The 20,841-nt window shown below is 54.1% G+C and carries 18 protein-coding genes and 1 tRNA gene; 4 read left to right on the top strand and 15 right to left on the bottom strand.

The annotated features are described in order from the left end of the window. Nucleotides 1–477: 477 nt before the first annotated feature. The 9 genes from EU557_RS25070 to rpmH form a co-directional block, all read right to left on the bottom strand. On the bottom strand, nt 478–1,656 hold the full coding sequence (locus tag EU557_RS25070; protein ID WP_167855362.1) for a serine hydrolase: 1,179 nt from the start codon (nt 1,654–1,656) through the stop codon (nt 478–480). Between the two features lie 270 nt (nt 1,657–1,926). Next, entirely contained in the window at nt 1,927–3,210 is a 1,284-nt protein-coding gene (locus EU557_RS25065; RefSeq protein ID WP_135533175.1) for a hypothetical protein, read from the bottom strand. 69 nt (nt 3,211–3,279) lie between these two features. Beyond that, the gene (locus tag EU557_RS25060) at nt 3,280–4,113 is read right to left on the bottom strand and encodes an ion transporter (protein ID WP_135533174.1); all 834 of its coding nucleotides are present in this window, start codon (nt 4,111–4,113) and stop codon (nt 3,280–3,282) included. Nucleotides 4,114–4,131: 18 nt separating this feature from the next. Then, nucleotides 4,132–5,469 carry an APC family permease gene (locus EU557_RS25055; protein WP_135533173.1) on the bottom strand — a complete coding sequence of 446 codons (1,338 nt, stop codon included), beginning with the start codon at nt 5,467–5,469 and terminating at the stop codon, nt 4,132–4,134. A gap of 177 nt (nt 5,470–5,646) precedes the next feature. Further along, the gene (locus tag EU557_RS25050) at nt 5,647–6,159 is read right to left on the bottom strand and encodes a DUF2480 family protein (RefSeq protein WP_135533172.1); all 513 of its coding nucleotides are present in this window, start codon (nt 6,157–6,159) and stop codon (nt 5,647–5,649) included. A gap of 84 nt (nt 6,160–6,243) precedes the next feature. Further along, the gene (gene tsaB / locus EU557_RS25045) at nt 6,244–6,942 is read right to left on the bottom strand and encodes a tRNA (adenosine(37)-N6)-threonylcarbamoyltransferase complex dimerization subunit type 1 TsaB (protein ID WP_135533171.1); all 699 of its coding nucleotides are present in this window, start codon (nt 6,940–6,942) and stop codon (nt 6,244–6,246) included. Nucleotides 6,943–7,607: 665 nt separating this feature from the next. Further along, nucleotides 7,608–9,317 (bottom strand): S41 family peptidase, encoded by a 1,710-nt coding sequence (locus EU557_RS25040; protein ID WP_135533170.1) that lies wholly within the window; start codon nt 9,315–9,317, stop codon nt 7,608–7,610. A gap of 23 nt (nt 9,318–9,340) precedes the next feature. Further along, on the bottom strand, nt 9,341–9,766 hold the full coding sequence (locus tag EU557_RS25035) for a ribonuclease P protein component (RefSeq protein WP_135533169.1): 426 nt from the start codon (nt 9,764–9,766) through the stop codon (nt 9,341–9,343). Nucleotides 9,767–9,800: 34 nt separating this feature from the next. Beyond that, on the bottom strand, nt 9,801–9,959 hold the full coding sequence (rpmH, locus tag EU557_RS25030) for a 50S ribosomal protein L34 (RefSeq protein WP_045689549.1): 159 nt from the start codon (nt 9,957–9,959) through the stop codon (nt 9,801–9,803). Between the two features lie 231 nt (nt 9,960–10,190). On the opposite strand from rpmH, the gene EU557_RS25025 reads away from it, so the two are divergent. After that, nucleotides 10,191–11,924, top strand: coding sequence for a M61 family metallopeptidase (locus tag EU557_RS25025; protein WP_135533168.1), 1,734 nt, complete (start codon nt 10,191–10,193; stop codon nt 11,922–11,924). Nucleotides 11,925–11,979: 55 nt separating this feature from the next. Beyond that, entirely contained in the window at nt 11,980–12,867 is an 888-nt protein-coding gene (locus tag EU557_RS25020) for a TolB-like translocation protein (protein WP_135533167.1), read from the top strand. Between the two features lie 69 nt (nt 12,868–12,936). Here EU557_RS25020 and EU557_RS25015 read toward each other — a convergent pair whose 3' ends face one another. The 3 genes from EU557_RS25015 to EU557_RS25005 form a co-directional block, all read right to left on the bottom strand. Continuing rightward, nucleotides 12,937–13,212, bottom strand: a complete 276-nt coding sequence (locus EU557_RS25015; RefSeq protein WP_135533166.1) for a hypothetical protein — start codon at nt 13,210–13,212, stop codon at nt 12,937–12,939. 135 nt (nt 13,213–13,347) lie between these two features. Continuing rightward, nucleotides 13,348–14,283, bottom strand: coding sequence for a PfkB family carbohydrate kinase (locus EU557_RS25010; protein ID WP_135533165.1), 936 nt, complete (start codon nt 14,281–14,283; stop codon nt 13,348–13,350). A gap of 156 nt (nt 14,284–14,439) precedes the next feature. Further along, nucleotides 14,440–14,513, bottom strand: a tRNA-His gene (locus tag EU557_RS25005). A 288-nt stretch (nt 14,514–14,801) separates the two neighbouring features. Here EU557_RS25005 and EU557_RS25000 point away from each other — a divergent pair. After that, nucleotides 14,802–16,232 (top strand): DEAD/DEAH box helicase, encoded by a 1,431-nt coding sequence (locus EU557_RS25000; RefSeq protein WP_135533164.1) that lies wholly within the window; start codon nt 14,802–14,804, stop codon nt 16,230–16,232. A gap of 165 nt (nt 16,233–16,397) precedes the next feature. Here the strand turns inward: EU557_RS25000 and EU557_RS24995 are convergent, their stop codons facing one another. From EU557_RS24995 to EU557_RS24985, 3 genes are all read right to left on the bottom strand, one after another. Continuing rightward, the gene (locus EU557_RS24995) at nt 16,398–16,811 is read right to left on the bottom strand and encodes a hypothetical protein (protein WP_167855361.1); all 414 of its coding nucleotides are present in this window, start codon (nt 16,809–16,811) and stop codon (nt 16,398–16,400) included. Between the two features lie 243 nt (nt 16,812–17,054). Beyond that, a complete protein-coding gene (gene upp, locus EU557_RS24990) occupies nt 17,055–17,762 on the bottom strand; it encodes a uracil phosphoribosyltransferase (RefSeq protein WP_135533162.1) in 708 nt (235 codons plus the stop codon). Continuing rightward, a complete protein-coding gene (locus tag EU557_RS24985; RefSeq protein ID WP_167855360.1) occupies nt 17,750–18,691 on the bottom strand; it encodes a GNAT family N-acetyltransferase in 942 nt (313 codons plus the stop codon). Before EU557_RS24985 ends, upp begins: the two co-directional genes overlap by 13 nt. 161 nt (nt 18,692–18,852) lie before the next feature. Here EU557_RS24985 and EU557_RS24980 point away from each other — a divergent pair, with 161 nt between their 5' ends. Beyond that, nucleotides 18,853–20,742: a hypothetical protein gene (locus EU557_RS24980; protein ID WP_135533160.1), complete on the top strand. Its 1,890-nt coding sequence runs from the start codon at nt 18,853–18,855 to the stop codon at nt 20,740–20,742. Nucleotides 20,743–20,841: the final 99 nt, after the last annotated feature.

Here is a 20,841-nt window from a genome sequence, read left to right as displayed (position 1 = left end):
GTTTCTTCGCTTTTGCAACTCCGAGAGCAAAAAACTTTTTCGCTTTCTTCGTTTCCCGCGCCCTAGGCCACTTTCTGGTCTCAAGCGGGGTGCAAAGGTAAGAAGCTTTTTCGAACTAACAAGCAAGCAGAGAAAAAATTTTTCGTCGACTCGTTTGCGGTGGCGCTTCCGGTTGAAGCGGGGTGCAAAGGTACGCAGAGAGGTTCTACTTTTCCTAGTGCGCCGCGCAACTTTCTTTTCGCCTCGTTCGTAGCCCGCCTCCGTTCGATTTGGGAGTGCAAAAGTCAGGGTTCTCTTTCGCTTTTGCAAGCCTATAGGAGAATTTTTTAGAGGCTGTAAGACTAGCTTAGTCTCCTGTTTCTTCCCGTAGGCTGTGGCATAACTACTTACGTAGGCCAGTAAGTTCACGAAAGGTGAAAAAAATCGAATAACTAGCCTATCTCCTTATAGCAAGTTAGGGTTAGCTCCTCTCATGCCCTATTTGATGACGTCCTTTTGAAACCACTCATCCAGTTTTGCTGGGTATGTGCGGCTCCTTTTTGCTTCGTACTGCTGGATTTGTTGACCTAGTGCAGCGAGAAAGGGTAGGCCTACTGATTCATATTCGTAGTTACCGTCATTAATAACCCCATCCTTGTTGACATATAACACGGCGCTTAAGAGAAACTCGGTGTGGCGGGTTGAGTCGGCGAAGTAAGCCACGTCGGCTAAGTAGCCGTGCGACATGCCTACTACATTATATATATGTAGCCCCGGTTGCGCTACAGCTTTTGGGCTGCGCCCATAATATAGATACTTCTTGTAGGCATCAAAATAGCGGGAGGACTGGTATAGGCTGTAGCCTGAGTCATGCGGAGTCTGGTGCAAATAATAACGTAGGAAGGCATAATCAGTAGGAGTTAGCTGAAAACGCTGATTTGCGGGGGTAGCTTCCGGGAATAGAATAGCGCGAAGGATGTTCGTTATGTCTTCGAGGGGTAGATAATTAGCGGTAGTGAAATCATACGGCTGCTGAATAATGCGGCCACCGGCTTGGTAAGCTCTGCCTTTCGTGACTCTACCCAGTGGAGCAGATAAGAATTGTCGATTTACTGCTGCTGACTGTTGGTAAACTATCTGGCTAGTTTGAGCGTCGCGGAAGCTGATGGGATTGGTGTAGCGGTTGCCAGCGGTGTCGCAGGGGGCAAAGCGCCGTACGATGCGGGCATTGCGGTACCCCAACTGCTGAAGCCGTTGGTTAAGCAGCCCCTGGCCTAGAAACTCATAGAGCCGATTATATGCTTGGTTGTCGCTGACCAGCAGCATCCGTTTAATGTAGTTGCCAACAGTGTTTACCTTATCCGAGTCTGGAGATACTACATAAGGAGCAGCGGTTTGACAGCTATGCGCGGTGCCAGTGGCCATAGGAGTGCGGCGCGTAAGGCCTTCTACATGGAGCTGGTTCAGCTTTTCGAGTGATAAAGCAACGGTAGGAAGCTTGACCAGACTTGCGGGATTGAAATACTGCCGGGCATCGAGCCGAAAGTCGTGCTGAACAAAGTGGGGAGCATTCTGCGCATCACGATTGATTTGGGTGTAGATAATTTGGAGCTCGTACTCAGCGGCGCGCTCCACTACTGGCAGTAGGCGTGAATCGGCACGAAGCAAACTATCCAAGAGGCGACTATTGGCAAAGCGGGTTGGCTCCGGGGGCGGTGGGCTTGGGGAACTGGTTGGTGGCTCACTGCTTAGCAGCAGGCACGATAGGAAAGTGAAAAGCCGCATCGGGTAGGCCATGACAGACTGGGTTTACTTCTACCTTAACTATAGGAGTATGGAAGCTATACCTGCTTGTACGACTTCCCCCCTCTCCTATTACTATAAAGGAGAACATAAAAATAGCCATGCGGGGTGGCATGGCTATCTTATAACTCGCGTGATGTTTTCTTATTCAGCTAACGGCTTAGCACGCCGGGCCAGCAACAGGTTAGAATCGGTCTGGCGCCAGTTGTAGCCGGTACCAAAGGGAAGTGGCCTAGGCGGGTTGGTAGAATCGGTGTAGGCAGCAGTGAGGGCTGGCTGATATTGCTTGGCGAACAAGTTTATCGGCCGCTTGTAGGTCCCGTAGTACGTGAACTGCCAGTTGGCGGCGGGGAAATACTTCATGGCAATACCGGAATCATCTTGCAGGATGAAATTGCTTCGGTCGAGAACTAGGTTCCGGACTTTGCTGAAGTAGCTCTTGTGCATCAGGTAAGTGGCCGACTTCACGTAGGTGGTCAGCGGGCCGAGCGTGCGCACGTACTTCAATACGGCTTCTTTCGTGATGCCCAGCTTCCAGTCGCTGAGGTCGGCGGAGAAATAAACAACTGATTTCTCTTGGCCATCTTTCGCCTTTAGTGTCACCTCTACGCCAGGCACCACTTTTATACCGGGCTTGCGGATTGTGGCGGTGTCAGCTTCTAGTACTTGGCCTTCGGCATTTAGCTGGATGTAGCGCACGGCGGTTACCTGATGCTCAGTACGGGCTGCGAATAGCATTAGGAGCGGTAGCACTCCATCAATGGTGACTTCCTTCGCTGGCTTCACTCCCATTTGCTGCTTCCGCTTGGCAATCCAGGTGCTGTCCGTCTTTTTACCGTTCAGGTCAACGGCCATGTCGTTGGTGCGGAAGAAGCTGAAGTTAAGCACCGACCACAGAGAAGCCTTGAGGGCTGGGAACAACTTGGGGTTTTGCAGCGTGGTTTGTGGCGGGAGGGCGCCCACTGACTCTAGCCCAATAAGAATGTACCGGCTACTGCCAGGAAACATTGTAGTGACGTTGAGAAAGTCGGGGCCACTGAACGGATAAAACACCGTAGGGCTGGCGACACGCACGGAATCTAGCTCCTTGGAAGCCCAGCGTTCAATTTTGACGGTGCGGGTAGAGTCGTACTTATTCCAGCTCTTATTGGCATCGGCGGAAAAGGCCTGCCAGGCGGGTTGGGCTGTAAGGGACTGTAGTTCGCTGCCAGCGCTAACGGGCATACCAGCGAGATAAGAGGCTACATCTTGCTCGGGAGTGACTTTTGGAGCTGCCGGCGTAATGGGTGGCGCCGGTGCAGAGGCGGTATCAGCGGCAACTGGCCTACGGCTGGTCTGCTCAACCTGAGCTGTTTTGTTCTGATCAGAGCAAGCGGCCAAAGCGGCCAGGAAAACCGGCAAGAGCAGCCGGACAACGTGGAAACGCATGAGATTGAAAGGAAGGTGCGGAGGGCGAAAGTAAACAAACCGTTGTAGCTCCGCTATACGCGGCCACCACTAGAGCTTCTCGCCGCAGCGCCAGCAGTATTCCGCTTCGGGCTTATGGTCGGTGGCCTGGCACACGTGGCAGATAACCTGCTTATAGGCGGGAGGAGCCGCCGCCGACGGGGTAGCCATTTGCGCTGATACTATCCCGGTGGGTACGGCAATAATGGCGTAACCTAAAATCATGAGGATAGAAGCCAACGTTCTTCCTAGCACAGTAACCGGAGAGATATCACCATACCCGACTGTGGTAAGGGTTACAATGGCCCAGTAAATACTTTGCGGAATGCTGGTAAACCCGTTTTGCCCCCCTTCTACCACGTACATGAGCGTACCGATGACAATAACTAAAGTGAGCACAGCGGTGAGGAACACTAGTATTTTGAACCGACTGGCTTTAAGTGCCCGGACGATAAACTCTCCTTCTCCCACAAACTGGCCTAGCTTGAAAATCCGGAAAACCCGCAGGAGTCGAAGCGTCCGGATAACGAGCAGGTACTGACTTCCGGCTAACGCCAAGCTGATGAGCGTGGGCACTACCGATAGAAAGTCGATAATTCCTAGTAGGCTCAAAGCGTACGTGAGTGGCCTACGCACTACTATTAAACGAGCGACATACTCTATAAGGAAGAGCACGGTAAATACCCACTCTATTGCCCGTAAAGTAGGCCCATACAATGAGTTAATACGGTGCACACTCTCCAGCATTACCGCTAGTACACTCAGGAGAATAGCACATAGCAGCACAATATCAAATGTGCGGCCGGCTGGCGTATCTGACTCAAAGATGATGCTGTATGCCCGGAGGCGCCAGCCGGGACTAGTAGGCTGAGGGCTAGCTTCCATACATGTGCAGAAATAAACTCACGTACGGCCCAACCCTACGAACCGATGCGTAGCCCACTGGCCTAAGAAGTAGATGATGAGGCCCGCCGCCAGGGTGAGCAGCCCGTAGCAGGTTTCCAGGGGTTTATCGTGAGCCAGGAACCACAGCGTCCAGCCGTTGAGGCCTAAGAAGAGCAGAGGCGTGATGGGGTACCCCCACGTACGGTAGGGCCGCGGCAGATTGGGGCGGCGCACCCGCAGCACAAACAGGCCTAGCACCGTGAGGAAGGTGAACAAGCTCAGGATAAACCCAGCATAAACCAACACCGCCTCAAACGTGGCCGATACAATAAATAACAGGGTGAGGGCCAGCTGAAAAAGCATGGCTCGCACCGGAATTCCTTGGCGGCTTACCTGAGCCAGGGGCCGCAGGGGAGCTAAATCCTCCCCCATCACCTGCACAATCCGAGGGCCAGCAAAAATCATGGAGCTAATGGTAGAAACCAGCAGCACGGCAATAACGGCGCCCATCAGCCGGCCCACCCCTATCCCAAACAAGGTGGTAGCCGCCACAAATCCTACTTCTACCTGCCCCGCTAGCTTAGAAATGGGAGTAGAATACAGAAAGACGAAGTTGAGGCCCACGTATAGGCAAAGCACAATGGCGGTGCCAATCAGCAAAATTCGGGGCAGGTTACGCTGGGGGTTTTGCACTTCCCCAGTGAGGTACACCGCCGCGTTCCAGCCCGAGTAAGCGTAGGAGACATAGATTAATGAGATAGCAAAAGCTGGGCTAAGTAGTTGGTGCCAGTCGGAAGATGTGTGCGGCAGAAACGCCAGCGGCTGCGGCGTGGCTACTACTAGTCCCGCCCCAATAAAGGCTACCAGCACTACTACCTTCACAGAGGTAATCACTACCTGCAAGCGGCTCCCCACTTGGCGGCTTAGCGCGTGTACTACTGTCAGAGCGAAAACAACGCCGACAGAAAGCACCATGGGCGATACGCTAGGCCACACGCTTTGCGTGTACTTCCCCAGCGCCATGGCGGCCAACGCAGTAGGAGCCGCAAACCCCACTGTAGCAGATACCCACCCCGATAAAAAGCCCAGAACCGGGTGATAGATTTGGGAAAGGTAATGATACTCACCGCCTGAGCGGGGCATGGCAGCGGCCAGCTCGCCGTAGCAGAGGGCACCGCAGAGGGCAATAACACCACCTACCGCCCACAACATCAGTAGGGCAAAGCCACTTTGAATACCCAACACCTGAAACCCCAGGCTGGTAAATACCCCCGTTCCTACCATGCTGGCCACCACAATGGCAATACCCGTGAGGACGCTGATTTTGTAGGATGTGGCGGGGGCTTCTGATGGCATGCAGGTTGATTTTGGCCTAAATATGAAGAAAAACACCCGTCATCGTGAGTCAATAGCAGATTCTGGCCTGTGAGAGCGGAACTCCTAGACCAGTTTTCTCTGGCCTATGCTGCTCTTACGTAACCAGCTCCTGCGTTGAGCTTCAGGATGACGGGTGGTTATTCGGGTGATTCCGCGCTAGGCCACTTTGGGCCGCTTGTAGAGGGGTACGGTGCTGCAAGGCTCGCCGTACATAACGCTAGCGGCCACTGGCAAGAGCTTCTGCATGATGGCTACATAGGCGTAAGTGGGTACCGGAATAGAGCCACAGCCTTTCACTACCACTTTTGCGTCGCGATACTCCTCCGCGTCAATCTTAGCAATGGCTTCGTGGAACAGCTCCTGCTCCAGCGCCTCTAGGTTGCCGAAGACGTAGCGGTGAGCGTGGCCCTGCAGCTTAGTAGCTAATAGCATGTAAGCCCATGTGGGTACAATGGCATCGGCTGAGCAAACAATGGCGACGTTCTTACCGTCGTACTGAGCCCAGTCGTGTGTTTTAATGAATTCCCGGAAGTCCTTTTCGCGCAGGATAAGACCGTGGAATAAGTTGTCTTTAATATCGTACACCACCCGCTCACCGGGGTGCAACAGCTCCTCCAGATTGAGCGAGGTAAGAGCGCTTTGCGCTACGCGGTTGATGATTTCTTCCATGATGCAATACCTGCTGAGAGCGGGCAGTTTTGGGCGATGTTGTAAAAGCGAGGCCAGTTGCGCAAAGGTGCCTAGTGATTAGGCTTACTTGGCTTTAGGCGTTGTGGTGTATACTTCTTTAAGGTAGAAGGGCTCGTAGTAGGCCACATCCCGGAACTCCTGGCGCTGGTAGGCCCCTACTCCGAGGGCTCCTACCGCAACCGCAGAAGGTACCACCCCAGTTAGAAAGCCCGCTTGCGCAGTAGTTGCGAGAAGCGGCTGAAACTTTGCCGCCCCACTGCCAAAGAATAACAACCGATGGTGGGCCATTTGTTCGGCCAGAGTATCGGCATCTAACAGGAGCGGCGTGGGGGCCAGTACTTCTTCGCCAGTGTGCGTGTATACAGCGCCGTACACTTCCATCCGTCGTGCATCCAGCATGGGGCAATACAGAAACTGCTCCGGCCAAGCGGTGGTAGTAGCTACCTGATATGCTAAGCTTTGTAGCGTGCTTACAGCCAGTAATGGAATATCCAGGGCGTAACACAAACCTTTGCCTGCGGCGGCGCCAATGCGTAGGCCAGTGTAAGAGCCTGGTCCATCTGATAAAGCCACGGCCGCCAAATCTTGCAAAGCATGCCCGCTATTTTCGAGTAACTGGCTAATCAGCACGCTCAAGTGAGAAGAATGCGACTTCTCCAGCCGCAGTTCCGACTGGCCTACGAGGCTTCCATCGGCCACTCGGTGCAGGGCAACAGAACAAACAGGAGATGAGGTTTCAAGGGAAAGCAGCAACGTAGACATAGAGCAAAGGTACTGTTGCTATGCGGAAGCATCTACAGTGACATTTCTTCACTGGTGCCTAAGCGTTGAATAGTCTGCTGCTCCCACTGCTGATCCTCCCACAGTTTATTTAATCGGGGCTGAATTACCTATACGCCTATGGGCCAGAAGAAGCACAATAAGAACCCTACTATGCCTTGGCTAATATCAGGGCGTAGGCCTGTTTCAGTTGCTTTTAGCAGTGACGCTGGAAACCAATGGATATGCAGGTAAGCGAAGACGCAGTAAAAGAATATTAATGCTCCTGGCCCAGAGGCCTTCCAGTGGTTGGCCGAAATGTAAAAGTTGGGGTCTTCGCTTATGGCACTATACGCCCATGCAGTGACTACCACGAAAGCATTGATCAAGAATCGGTTCACATTGTAACCGCTCAAATCAGGTCTTATCTGACTTATTGAAATAACCAACGATACCAACCACGTCAGGAGACAGAGTAAACTCACTAGGCCTACTGTCCTATCTATTGACACATCAGTAATGTACCATGATGCAACATGGGGAGCCAATAGAAATAGGAACACTTGCCAATGCTTCACTCGTAAAGCTAAATCCTTCATAAAAACTATATCAAACAGAAAAGCAGCCCCAATATGAGGCTGCTTTTCTGTTCTACAATTCTTGGCTCCTTATTTACCTCCGGCCGTGCTACGCTTGGCTTCGGGTCGAGTTTTGGCTTCTACAGTACCGGGCTTCAACAAAGCCGCGTAGCGCGACTGATCGTTGAGCACGTTCATGGCCATCAGAATGTTGGGGTCGTCGTCGAAGGTGGCTTCTACGCTGCCTTTCTGGAAGTAGTAACGCGACACGATTTCCTGCTCCAGCAGCTCCTTGATTTCGGGCTTGAAGCGCATTAAGTCGTTGCTTTTGTTGGTGGAAACCTTGCGGCGCATAGCTTCCAGCTCGGTCTTCACGTCGTCGTAGTGTTTTTCGTCCTTCACCTTTTTGGTGAGGTCAGCTAACGCCTTCTCTGCATCAGTGCTGTAGTTGATATCCTTGTTCTTCAGGTAATCAACGAACTTCTGGTAATCGGCGTCGGATAAGGCGAACTGACGGGCCGGGGAGATAGTGGCGTGCTCAGCCCGGAAGCGGGTAGCGTAGTCGAAGAGGTAGCTCTTTTGCAACAGTACCCGCGTGATGTCAGCAATTTCGCGGTCCTGCACCTCCACATCGGGTGCTACCCCACCACCATCATATACCGTGCGGCCAGCTTGAGTTTTGAAGGAAGTGCGCAGAGAATCTGGCACCTTGCCTAGCGTACCATCATCGGCCCGGTGGCTGTAGTCGATTTCCTGGATGCAACGGCCGCTCGGGATGTAGTATTTAGCCGTGGTTACTTTCAGCTGCGAGTTATAGCTCAGTGGGCGCGTGGCCTGCACTAACCCTTTGCCGAAGGTCCGCTCCCCTACCAATACGGCACGGTCGTAGTCCTGCAACACGCCCGATACAATTTCGGAAGCCGAGGCTGAGCGGTTGGAAGTAATAATCACCATGGGCATTTGCGTATCCAGGGGGGCATCCAGAGCCTTATAGGTCTTGTTCCACTCCGTAACCTTACCCTTGGTACTTACAATATCGAGTCCCTTATCTACGAACAGGTTGGCAATGTTAACCGACTCGTTTAGTAGGCCCCCGGGGTTATCACGAATATCAAACACCAGCTTTTTGGCGCCTTGCTCTTTTAGCTTAGACACAGCCAACCGAACTTCCTTACCTGCATCAACCGTAAAGCCTGAAAGTTGGAAGTAACCGATTTCAGGGGTCAGCATGCCGTAGTAAGGCACGTTCTCCACCTGAATCTTATCACGAGTAATAACGATTTCGGCGGGGGCTTCCTGACCGTAGCGAGTCACGAGCAGTTTTACCTGAGAGTTGGCCTGCCCCTTCAGCAGCTTGCTGATATCGGAATTGGTCTTTTTATCAACGGCCACACCATTGATACTCAGAATCTCGTCGCCGGGTAGTAGGCCTGCTTTCTGAGCCGGATAGCCTTCGTAGGCAGCTTGCACTACGGTTTTACCGTTGCGCTTCACCACAATTGCCCCAATACCGCCGTACTGGCCAGTAGTCATGGTGCGGAAGTCCTCAATATCGTCCTCCGGGATGTAGTTGGTGTAGGGGTCGAGCGATTTTAGCATCGCGTCAATTCCCGTCTTCACCATTTTTGCCGGCGGTATTTCATCGACATAATAGGTATTCACCTCCCGAAACAAGGTGGCGAAAATGTCGAGGTTTTTAGCAATTTCGAAATACCGCTCGTTCTCGGAGGCCGAGCGGAAGGATACGAGTAGGGCTGCACCGCCGAGCAGTGCGGCAGCAGCCAAGGATTTTTTACGCATAGACGGGGCAGCAGAGATCTATCCTACGAAGGAGACGCCATCCCAGATGTTGGAGGGGCATCCATCAGCAAACGCTCTAGCCCTGAAATTAATTTTTTTTCGACCAGCGTGAAAGGCTTTTTTTCCTTACCGGTATAGATAATTGCTAACTGGCCTACGCGGTGCCCGCCCTCCGCCTCTAGCAGCCGATATTTGTTGAGACGGTAGGCCTCCCGCATGAGACGCTTAAAGTAATTGCGGTCGACGGCGCGCTTAAAGTTGCGCTTGCTTACGCTCACTAGCACCTGGGGTGGCACGGTTGTGGGCTCCGGCGTAGGCAGCCACACTATGCGAAGGGGGTATAAACCAAAAGAAGAACCCCGACCGAAGAGCTCGTCAATGAGCTTCTTGCGGCACAAGTGTTCTTCTTTCGGAAACGAATAGGAGCGCGCGCCCGGCGTAGAATTCATCGTCAGGAGCGGTGCGGCGGAGGCCGTCAGCGGCTTAGCGCTTATGACGACCTTCGTCGGATACGGTCAGGCGCTTGCGGCCTTTGGCACGACGACGGGCAATTACGCTGCGGCCGTTTGCGGTTTCCATGCGTGAGCGGAAACCGTGCTTGTTGCGGCGCTTGCGCTGCGAAGGCTGAAAAGTACGTTTCATGGTATTGTTAAGTGACTCAGTGACAGGTAAGGCCGGCAAAGGTAAGAGGATGAATCGGAAAAGACAACGGTTCACCGTGGTTTTTCCTGTTCTGCTCCGAAATGGCTTTTACATCATGTAGGCACAAGGCTACACTGCTTTCTGCGGATACGCGTATGAAAAGCCGGGCTTACCACCTTGCAATTCGTAGCTTTACGTCAGGTTTACCGGCAGTTGCCGTTTCGCGCTTCCATGATCCATTATTACGCTTCCTTCGAGAACCCGCTTACCTTCTACCTGCAGATACAAATGACCTTTGAGGTGGCTGCCGACGCTACCCAGGCCCTGGAACTGCAACTCCCGGCGTGGCGACCGGGCCGATATGAGCTTCAAAATTTTGCCCAGAAGCTACAGCATGTTGTCATTGAAGACGCGGCTTCGAGTGAGGTATTAGTAACGCGCAAAATCACGAAGGACCGTTGGCAGGTCACGAATGCAGCGGGCCGCACCGTACGAGTGCGTTACAATTTTTTCGCCCACCAGATGGACGCTGGGGGCTCCTGGCTCGATGAAACCCAGCTCTACCTGAACCCAGTGCAGGCGCTCATGTACATTGAGGGCCGCCAGCAGGAGCCGTGCCAGCTGGCCCTAGACTTGCCCGAAGGCTGGCAGCTTTCCTGTGGCCTGCCTCAAAGCGGGCCTAATACATTACAAGCCCAGAACTTTGACCACCTCGCCGACTCTCCCCTCATTGCCAGCCCTACGCTACAGTACCGCAACTATGAGGTAGAGGGCATTCCCTTCTACATCTGGATTCAAGGCGAATGCCCCGTCGACTGGCCTAGACTGGTAGCTGACTTCCGTGCTTTCTCACAGGAGCAGCTCACAATGTTTGGGGGGTTCCCAGCTAGTGATTACCATTTCCTGAACCAGATTCTGCCCTACAAGCACTACCATGGGGTAGAGCATCTTAACTCTACCGTTATTGTGCTTGGCCCAGCTGAACTGCTGATGACGGAGGGCTTATACAAGGAGCTACTAGGCGTAAGCTGCCACGAACTCTTCCATGCCTGGAATATCAAGAGCATTCGGCCCTTGGAAATGCAGCCCTATGATTACGCCCGGGAAAACTACTTCCGGACGTGCTTCATTGCGGAAGGCATTACCACCTATTACGGCGAATATCTACTGGCCCGTGCAGGGGTGCGCACCGCAGAGCAGTACTTCCAGGAGCTCAACACGGTGTTGCGCAAGCACTATGATGACTATGGCCGCTACCACCTATCAGTAGCCGATGCCAGCATGGACCTGTGGCTGGATGGCTATAAGCCTGGCATACCCGACCGCAAAGTATCAGTATACCACAAGGGGGCGCTGGTGGCGCTATTACTAGATTTAACCATTCGTCAGCTCTCGAACCATAAGCGCAGCCTCGATGATGTGATGCGCCGCCTGTGGACGGAGTTTGGACAAACTGGAGTGGGCTACACTGAGGAAGACTACAGCCGGATTGTGAAGGAAGTAGCCGGCCGTGATATGCAGGCCTATTTTGACAAGTTCATTTATGGTACTGCTCCGCTTGAGGAACCGCTGAACCGCGTACTAAGCTTTGTAGGCTGCCGCCTCCTGATTGAGGAAAACCCCTCTGCTTCGGAAGGAATCTATGGTTTTCGGACGGTAGTGAAGAACGAGCGCACCGAGGTAACGGATATTCTACCCGATGCCCCGGCGGCGTTGGCCCTCACCGTTGATGACGAAATTGTGGCCGTAAATGGCCGCCGGGTAGCCATGAACCTTCATAGCCTACTCAGTGATGGGGCCCCACAGCATGAAGTGACAGTGTTCCGGCAAAACCGCTTGGTTACGGTACCGCTCATAGCAGAGCCTGGCCACCGTTTCTGGCAAAAATTCAGCATTGAGAAGCTTCCTGCTGCTACGCCCGAGCAACAGACCAGCTTCCGGCAGTGGCTGAAACAAGATTTTTAAGATTGGGGGAGAGCAGCTTCGCTTCCCACGCCGCGTGTTTGCTCTCCCCTACCCCTTGAAATTTTTCCCACGGCTTATTTCCCGCTATTCGATTTCTCTTTACGTACCGCCGTTTTCGTTGAAAACCGTCATGTTTCGGCTGCGCACCGTCGCAAAAGTTCTGCCCCTGGCCGTTGTACTGCCGGCGTGCTCCATCAGGATGCAGCCAGCGGAGAAGCAACGGCCAGCAGTAACTGCTATGCCGCCGTTGCCCAAGCCGCCTAAGCCGCCTCGTATCTACCGCCTCGATCACCTCGACACTATTGTGCAGGTGCCGGGCCGGGTGCTGCGCATTTATCCGGCCGCTAGGCCAGTCTATGAAAAGCTTGAAAGCCCCACGTGGCTAACTCCAAAGCCCACTTCTGCTGAGGAAGAGGAGGCCTTCCTGGATTTTACGGTAGAGGAAAAGCGCCGTATAACGCAGGCCGGAGCCCGCGTGCAACGCACCGGGCGGGCATTACGCCTCCGCCCAGCCACCGGCACTGAAGTAAAGCTCATCAACAACCCTGTTGAAAATGAGCACAATGTGGCCTACGAGTTCGTAGCCAGCCTGCCGGAAATTAAGCAGTGGCTTGTATCAGCACACCTCTATGAGGGCGGCTATTACATGCTGGTTGACCAGCGCACGGGCCGCAAAACTCAGCTCATGGCACCGCCCGTTATTTCTCCCGATGGGCGCCATTTTGTGTGCGGCAACTCCGATGTATTGGCCCGCTTCGAGCCGAGCGGCCTACAGCTCTGGTCGGCGGAAGGCAGTAGTCTGCGCTTGCTCTGGGAGCGACAAACGGAATGGGGATGCACTAATCCGCGCTGGCTCGATAACAAGACCATCTTATTTGAGCAGGATTTCTTCGATAAAGGAGACGTAGATACCCGAGTGGTTCGGTTGAGCGTTATTCCTTAGGTTGCACTAATAGTAAAAAAAAGCCCTTCCAACGAGTTGGAAGGGCCTTTTTAGTAGATAAAGCAGAAGCTATTTCCGGTTTTGCTGGCTTGGGTTTGGATTGTGGCGGGGCTTGTTGGCCTGCGTAGTCCGCTCCTTTTCACTGTCGCCACCACCGGGGGCGTTGTTTCTCGTGTGGTTGCCCGCTTCATTGAGGCCGTTCTGGTTGTCGTTTTGTACCTGAGTACCGCCAGAGTTTCTGCGGGTGTCAGGGTCTACCGATGGAGCATGCTGCAGGGCGTCGGGGCCCATCACAGAGTTACTTTTTTGATTCGAAGCTGGATTCTCTTTTTTATGCTTAGACATGACAGTAGAGGCTAAAGGGTGAGGAATCTTCTCTCTTTTACCCCATTGGCATGCAGAAGGTTGTTTAAAAGCAAATGCCCCTCCGCCTCTGGATAACCCAGAACCGAAGGGGCACACAAGCCAGTAAAACGACGCTTACACGTTCTGCACTGCCGTAGCAGGCACCACCGCTACCAAGTCAGCAAACTGCTGCTCGCGGGCTTCAATTTCCTCCTGAGAAAGGTTCAGCAGGCGCTCGGTGCCAAACTTCTCTACGCAGAACGAAGCCATGGCCGAACCATGAATTACAGCGCGCTTCATGTTGTCGAAGCTGATATCGTCGGTGGCGGCGAGGTAGCCGATGAAGCCACCCGCGAAAGTATCACCGGCACCGGTGGGGTCGAATACTTCTTCTAGGGGCAAAGCAGGCGCATAGAACACCTTGTTCTTGTGGAAGAGCAGGGCACCATGCTCACCTTTTTTGATGATGAGGTACTTTGGGCCCATGGCCTGAATGATTTTGGCAGCTTTCACGAGTGAGTGCACGCCGGAAAGCTGACGAGCCTCCTCATCATTGATGCTGAGCACGTCCACCATTTCAATGGTCGTTTTTAGATCTTCGAGGGCCACATCCATCCAGAAGTTCATTGTGTCCATCACGATGAGCTTGGGGCGGTTTACGAGGCGCTGAATTACGAGACGCTGAATCTGAGGCGTGAGGTTGCCCAGCATCAGGTATTTGCAATCCTGGTAGGAGTCGGGAATAACAGGGTCGAAATCAGCCAGTACGTTGAGTTCGGTAACGAGCGTCTCGCGTGAGTTCAGATCGTTGGAGTACTTCCCCGACCAGAAGAACGACTTCTCGCCTTGCTTGATCTGCAGGCCTTCGGTATCAACGCCATGCTCTTCCAGCAGTAGAATGTCCGACTGGGGGAAGTCATCACCTACTACGGCTACCACCTTCACAGGCTTCACGGAGTAGCTGGCCGAGAGGCCAATGTAGGTAGCAGCACCACCAACAATCTTGTCGGTTTTGCCGAATGGTGTTTCCAGGGCATCAAAAGCCACAGTTCCGATAACAACCAGACTCATAAGTCAGAGGGATAAAAGGTGATTCATGCAAGACACTTCTGCGCTGCAACACCACAAATATCCAAATCCTTCCGAAGACACACGAAAAAGAGCCCGATGCGTGGGTGGCAGTTAAATAAAAAGGCCTCTACCGTGCAGCAGAGGCCTTTTTGGGTGGGTAAGTAATGGGGCTCGAACCCACGACCTTCGGAATCACAATCCGACGCTCTAACCAGCTGAGCTATACCTACCGTGTTGGGTATTGGAGCGACAAAAGTAGCCGGTAGCTCCTACTTTGCAAAAGAATGCGCGAGTTTTTTTGAATCTAAATCGTAATTCACTGTTAGTCTTCACCAAGCATTCTTGGCGGCCACTAATTTTACCCGCCCTCAGCCAGCAGAAAAATTAGGCTAGGCCTGTTTAGGTGAAGAGCCAGCAAAACATGCTTTACTGGGGATGCCGGCGAGCCGTATTTACTACTACACAAAGCTTGCCGCCTGTATTCCCCGTACCTTTGCGCTTTGTAATACCCTTTTGTCATGTCAGATACGCCGCAGCCGCTCACTTTTGCCGATTTCAAGCTCAACAAGCAACTCCTCACGGCCGTGGCCGAGGCGGGCTTTGAGCACCCCACCCCCGTGCAGGAGCAAACCATTCCGCTGCTGCTGGCTGGCCACGACGTGCTGGGCATTGCCCAGACCGGCACTGGCAAAACGGCGGCGTTTGGGTTGCCGCTGCTGATGAAGGTGAAATATGCCCAGGGCACCCACCCTCGCGCGCTAATCATGGCCCCCACCCGGGAACTGGCCATGCAGCTGGAAGCCCACCTCAAGAAGCTGGCAGCATACACCGACCTGCGCATTTTCGCCATATATGGTGGCCTAGGCCCCAAAACGCAGATCGAGACCATTGCTAAGGGCGTGGACATTTTAATTGCCACGCCTGGCCGCCTGATGGAGCTGTACTTGAAAGGTGACCTAGTGCTGAAGGAGCTCAAGACCTTGGTGCTGGATGAGGCCGACAAGATGATGGACATGGGCTTCATGCCCCAGATCCGCCGGTTGCTGGAGGTGATTCCGCGCAAGCGCCAGAACGTGCTGTTCTCGGCTACCATGCCGGATAAGGTGACGACGCTGAGCGAGGAGTTCCTGGAATTTCCGGTGCGGGTAGAAGTAACGCCGGCCGCTACCTCGGCCCAAAACGTGTCGCAAAGCCTATACGAGGTGCCTAACCTCGTCACGAAGATTAACCTGCTGGAGTACCTATTCCTCGACTGGGACACCTTCAGCCGGGTGATGATCTTTACGCGCACCAAGCAACACGCCGAGAACGTCTCGAACTTCCTGAAGCGCAAGGCCCACGGGGAAGTGCGTACCATCCACGGCAACAAAGGCCAGAACGTGCGCATTAATGCCATGGAGGCCTTTAAGGGTGGTGAGGTGCGGTTCTTGGTAACAACGGACGTAGCGGCCCGCGGCATTGACGTGCCCGAAGTGAGCCACGTAATCAATTTCGACGTGCCGCTGGTGTACGATGACTACGTGCACCGCATTGGGCGCACGGGCCGGGCTCAGCATACTGGCGCGGCCATTACCTTCGCCAACGAGGCCGAAATGCACCATATGGAGAAGATTGCCGAGCTGATTCGGCAGGAAATCCCGTTGTTGCCCTTGCCGCCCGAAGTAGAAGTAGTGCCCACTCCCTTTGAGGAGCAACAGAGCATGGACCGCGAAAAGGATGAGCGCCGCAAGCGCGAAGACCCCAATTTCCAGGGTGCCTTCCACGAGCGGAAAGAGTGGATTAAGCCTGGTGTTACCATTGACAAGCGCACCGGCCGGGAGTTTGCCGTAGGCCCCAACCGCAGCCAGAAGGGCAATAAAGCCAACCCGTCTAAGGGCAAAGCGTCCTCCCCTTCCTCCAAAGCCTTCCGCGCCGCTCAGGGCCGCGCCCGCAGCCGCCGGAGCAAATAGTGAAAGCCCTAGGCCTGTTTTCCTTGCGAAGACGCTGACCAAAGCAAGCCACGAAAGCACAAAGCCCTTACATCCGCGCTGGAGGTAAGGGCTTTGTGCTTTCGTGGCTTTTAACGAGAGGATACCCGGCTTCTACTCAATGCACTGGCCTACGCTGCCTATTCTCTACCGATAATGATCGAAGATGGGTAGGTGACTGAAGCGGATAGCGAGCATGGTTAGCGCACCACCCCAGAGCACGGCACTCCAGAGCATGTGCACCAGGATGCGCCAACGCGGCACGTGAAGCTGGGTGGCAATGACGGTGCCGCCAATAGGACTAAACAAAATGGGGGTCAGAAAGGCAATGCCTACAATGCCAAAGCGCCGGTAAATACGCACAATAACGCGGCTCTTGCGGCTGAAAAGCGGTTTACCCTTCTGCTCCCGCTTGCGGCGCTGGTGCAACGCCCAGGCCTGCCCTACTCCGGATATAATAACCACGGTTGTCATCATACCCGTTACCGAGAGCCCCCACACCAAGGCCATAGGCAAGCCAGCGGCAATACCTGCCACAGGGCCCGCCACAAACTTGAACATGCTGAGCAGGAAAACCGACGCGTATTTTACGAAAACAGGAACCACTGATGCTGACTGAAACTACCTAGTACTCTTGAAAATGCGCACAGGCAAGAAAACGTTGCTTTCTAGACAACTACTCTTCGTACGGTCTGGTTGGCCCACATTAGTTACCAATATGTTGCCTTTACTACATGACGCAACAGCCCCGCAAATACCTTACCCTTTCCTGTCCTATCTGCTGGCCGCAGGTGGCGGGGTGGTCTAGAGCTTGCTGCCGTACGATAAGTCGCCGGCGTCGCCGAGACCGGGCACGATGTAGGCCTGGTCGTTGAGATGGTCGTCGATGGCAGCGACCCACAGATTGGCTTCCGGAATCTCGCGGGTCACGTACTCTACGCCCTGGGGACTGGCAATAACGGCGGCAATGTGCACCTGGCGGGGCGTACCAAAGCGGAGCATGGCCCGGTACGTTTGCACCAATGACTTACCGGAGGCCAGCATGGGGTCGGCAAGAATCAGTACGCGCTCATCCAAACTAGGAGCCGACAGATAATCTACCTGCACTTGCACCTGGGCCGTACCCTCAATGCGGTAGGCCGCCGCAAAAGCAGAAGGCGACTGGTCAAAGTAATTCAGGAAGCCTTGGTGGAACGGGAGGCCGGCCCGCAGCACCGTAGCCAACACAGGAAAATCGTGCAGGTGTTTGCTGCTGGATTCCCCAAGCGGCGTCTTCACTGTTTTATCGGTATAGCTCAGCTGGGAGCTGATACGGTAGGCCATGATTTCGCCGAGACGCTGCAGGTTGCGGCGGAAACGCAGCGAATCTTGCTGCACGGTTACGTCACGTAGTTCGGCCAGAAAATGATTGGCAACGGAGGGCTCAGCGCACACAATGTGGACGCGGCTGGGTTCGGACAGGGCGCCCTTAGTAGCTTGAGAGTCGGAGGAAGTAGGCTTCAGCGCATCCATGAGAGATACCAGGGTCGTTGGGAGGTGAATGATAGGACCGTGTAGGGTACGGGTGAGGCCCCGAAATTGGCAAAAAAACGGGCAATTGAGGGTATCATTCCTCCTTCGAAGTCCAGAATAAGATTGAGGGTGCCGGCATGTTGCCGTATTTGGTGGTCGAGCAGCAGCAGCGGCGCGCCGGCTTTCCGCCCACTCACTGAAGCTGCTGCAAATAGGTAAATCAGCTTGGTCCGGTACTTCACAAACAAAGCGCCAGCCAAGAGTTCTTTTGTTTGCGGATGGCGCACTTCCACAAGCTCCAGCAGTTGCCGAGCCTGCAGCTCGGCCGCTAACTGGCCTAGCATGCGGTAATGCCGAGTTTTCAGGCCGGCGGCAGTTCCCTTAGTAGCTCGGAATAGCGCCAGCAAGGAGTGCACGTCTTGCGTTTGCGTAACGAGCAATGGGGCAGCAGCCGCTTCGTTGAGCCGTAGCCGGCGCCGGTAATCAGCCGTGTAACCAGCCCGCAGCACATCGTAGGCCACCCCGAGAGGCAGATGATACGTGTAGCGCAACTGGTGCCGGATGCTAGGCTCACTCTCCGGCATGGGCGGCAGCTCATTGGCATCGTTTAGCTGGGTATAGAAGCGCACGTAGTGGGGCAGCAGCATTTCCTCCATCACTAACCAACTCATGCCAGCTGTAGATAAGCTCCCTAATTGCTGCGTGAAAGGTGGCTGATAAACTTCGCGGCCCCACCAGCGGCGCTTTACAGGTAAGGGCCATAGGCCTAGATAACTGCCCGTGCTGTCGTCTATATCAATCAGCGCATCCCAGCGGCCTGCGGTGGCTTGTAGCCACCAGGAAAGCGCGTAGGGCACTACTTCTCTGGCCGAGCCAACGCAAGCATCCCAGGCAGCTAAGTCGATTTCGTGGTGGCGGAGCAGGCGCATGGGCATAACTCAAAGGTAAGTACCCGATAGGTTGTGGTGCTTTCCTAGGCCACTAGCAGACGATTTTTCTAGCGTCATTCGTTGGGTCCTCATTCCACTCTTGCTGATCCTGCGTAGGTTTGCCGACCCGCTCGTCAGTTTCGGCGTAAAGGGCTCTGCTTATGAGAAAATCCTACCTCCTTTTTCTGGGTCTGACGAGCCTGCTGGCGGCACCGGCCGTAGCTCAGGATACCCCCACCACCCGTCCTACTGATGGCCAGGGCAACTGGCTGACCTACGATAAACCACCCCAGGAACCCCGCCCTGAAAAGTCGGCCGCCTGGAACATTGGCAGTGATGAGCCAGCCAAAACCACTATGGGCACCACCTACGTGCCCCTCGACGCTGATATTTATCGGCTGATTGATCGGTATGCCATTCAGTATGGCTCCGACTCACTAGGCGACATCCATACGTCTATACGCCCTTATACCCGCGCGGCAGTAGCCCGCCTGGCCGAGCGCGTTCTGCAGGATTCAACGGCTGGCCTTTCTCGCCAAGACCGCTTCAACATCCGCTATTTGCTGCGCGACAATTGGCACGATGCCAAGCTGGATTCAGCAACCAACCTGCGGCCTCAGCCCATTCTCAAGCACTTCTATGAGCGGCACTCCGACTTATACAGCTTGGAGCTGCCCAACTTCTCACTGCGCGTAAACCCGGTGTTGGGCCTGAGCTTGGGCAACAACGACGGCGTGAAAAGCTATAGCTTTCTGAATACCCGCGGCGTGCAGGTAGAGGGCACCATTGATCAGCGCCTGGGCTTCTATACTTTTCTGGCCGATAACCAGATGGCCGTGCCGCAATACGTGCAAGATCGTATTGAGCGCGACAAAGCAGTGCCGCACGAAGGATTCTGGAAGCCTTTCAAAACGGCTACGGGCCAGTATGACTTTCTCTCAGCGCGGGGCTACCTCACCTATGCCGCCAGCAAACACATCAGTCTGCAGCTAGGCCACGACCGTAACCAGATTGGCAACGGTTACCGTAGCTTGATTCTCTCGGATTACGCGGCCCCATATCTGTTTCTGAAGGTGAACACGCGGGTGTGGAAATTCCACTACGAGAACCTGTTTGCTCAAATGACGGCCGACGCCCCGAACGTGGATGCCTCCTACGACCGGAAGTATCTCGCGTTCCACCACCTGAGCTTTGATGTACTACCCAATTTAAATGTGGGTGTGTTTGAAAGCGTGGTATACAGCGGCTACTCAGCTACCAACGACACTATTTTGGTAACTAGAGGTGGTGTGCAGCAGCAGGTGGTGCAGCCCCGCCGCCGCGGTTTTGAGCTGCAATACCTTAACCCCATCATCTTCTACCGGGCCGTAGAACAAGGTACCGGCTCCGAGGATAACGCTCTGCTAGGCCTAGACTTCAAGTGGAATATTAAGCGGCAAGTGCAGCTTTACGGTCAACTGGTGCTTGATGAGTTTGTGCTCAGTGAGATTCGGTCTGGCAATGGGTGGTGGGCCAACAAGCAGGGCATTCAGCTCGGTGGCAAGTACATCAACGTGGCGGGCATCCGCAACCTGGACATCCAAGGGGAATTCAACTTCATCCGCCCCTTCATGTATGAGCATGAAGATAAGTTCCGCAACTACCAGCACTACCAGCAGCCGTTGGCACATCCCATGGGAGCTAACCTGTGGGAGCTGATTGGTATTGTCAGCTATCAGCCCCTGCCCCGCCTGAATGTGATTGCCAAAGGCTTCTATGTAAAGCAAGGCCTAGACCCTAACGGTCAGAACTTCGGCTCAAACCCCAATCTGCCCTACACTAGCCGCTCTCAGGAATATGGGTACAAGGTTGGCTCAGGCGTAACCTCCTACCTGTTCCACGGCGACTTCACGGCCAGCTACCAAGCTGCTCATAACTTGTGGCTGGATGGTAAGCTTATCTACCGCCACCGCACCCTCGATCAGCCAGTGCCCTACTTCACCGCCGATGGCGGAGTTCTGGCTTCAGTGGCCCTGCGTTGGAACATAGCCCAGCGTTTGCACGAGTTCTAGGCCAGTAGGTTTTTGCCCCAATAAGTTAAGTAATACGCTATTGTAAGCAGAGCTATGCATCTTCTCACGATGTGCTGCTGACAACTTGCTATTCTACTC

This window comes from Hymenobacter wooponensis (assembly GCF_004745865.1).
Lineage (GTDB): Bacteria > Bacteroidota > Bacteroidia > Cytophagales > Hymenobacteraceae > Hymenobacter > Hymenobacter wooponensis.
This window is presented reverse-complemented; position numbering and strand designations above follow the sequence as displayed.